The organism is Pseudomonas sp. R62, from assembly GCF_000257605.1.
In the GTDB taxonomy this organism is placed as follows: Bacteria; Pseudomonadota; Gammaproteobacteria; order Pseudomonadales; family Pseudomonadaceae; genus Aquipseudomonas; species Aquipseudomonas atacamensis.
Genome location: NZ_JH635998.1, coordinates 1,384,951 through 1,386,176, shown reverse-complemented (window position 1 = coordinate 1,386,176; position 1,226 = coordinate 1,384,951). Strand labels below are relative to the sequence as shown.

The following is a 1,226-nucleotide window of genomic DNA, read 5'->3' as shown; positions in this document are numbered from 1 at the left end:
CGTGCACGGTGCTCATCGAACCGTCGTGACCGGTGTTCATCGCGGTGAGCACGTCGACCACTTCGACGCCACGGATCTCGCCGAGAATGATCCGGTCGGGACGCATGCGCAGGGCGTTGCGAATCAGGTCGCTGGCCTTGACCTCGCCATGACCCTCGGCATTCGGCGGACGGGTTTCCAGACGCACCACATGCGGATGGCCGAGTTGCAGTTCGGCGACGTCTTCGATGGTCACCAGCCGCTCGTGCGGGTTGATCAATTGGCTGAGGATGTTCAACAGCGTGGTCTTGCCGGTGCCGGTGCCGCCGCTGATCAGGATGTTGCAGCGCCTGCCCACGGCGTTCTGCAGGAATTCGAAAATTGCCAGATCGATGGTCTGCATCGCCATCAGGTCGGTGCTCTTGAGCATGTCCTTGCGGAATTTGCGGATCGACAGGCACGGGCCATCGAGGGCGATCGGCGGGATGATCGCGTTGACCCGGCTGCCGTCCGGCAGGCGCGCATCGACCATCGGCGAGGACTCATCGAGGCGGCGTCCGAGCGGCGCAAGGATGCGTTGCATGACCCGCTCGACATGATGCGCATCGATAAAACGCAGATCGCTTTGATGCAGTACGCCGTCGCGCTCGATGAACACCCGGTGCGGGCCGTTGACCAGAATTTCCGTCACCGACGGGTCGCGCAGCAGGACTTCCAGTGGGCCGAATCCGGTGAGTTCGTCGACGATTTCCTCGCCCAGGCGCTCCATCTCGTAGCGCGAGATCGCCAAGTGCAAACGCGCGATGTATTCGGCAACCTTGTCGGTGACGAACTGCGCCAGTTGCTGGCGTGAACCTTCCAGCAGGTTTTTCCCTGACTCCTCGATGGCGTCGATGATGTAGCGGTGCAGGACCAGTTTCAGGCCTTCGTGATCGCTGTTACCGATCGCTCCGCGTGGCGTCGCGCCAAAGAGTTTTTCTGCGCTCATGAGTGACCTCGCAGACGATCAAACCAGGTGACTTTTGGTTTGCTCAAGCCTTCGGAACGCTTGGCCAAACGTTCGCCGAGGGCGCGCAGGCTCTGGGTGAGTTTCTCTCGCGGCGCCAGTTCGAACAAACTCACGCCCTGGTTTTTCGCGTTCAGGCGCACATCGGGACTGAACGCCAGCACGGCGATGACTTCCAGATTGAAGGTCTTGCCCAGGGTCTCGGCATCCGGCGCAACGTTGCTCAGGTAACGATCGATCA

1 protein-coding gene and 1 pseudogene are annotated in these 1,226 nt (G+C 61.2%); both read right to left on the bottom strand.

Going from position 1 to position 1,226, the window contains the following annotated elements; genetic code table 11:
- Positions 1-967, bottom strand: a 967-nt coding sequence (locus OQK_RS07560; RefSeq protein WP_038860710.1) for a CpaF family protein, incomplete at its 3' end; no start/stop codon positions are given.
- A pseudogene (locus tag OQK_RS07555) lies at positions 964-1,226 on the bottom strand (pilus assembly protein); the annotation flags it as partial. The gene OQK_RS07560 and the pseudogene OQK_RS07555, both read right to left, overlap by 4 nt.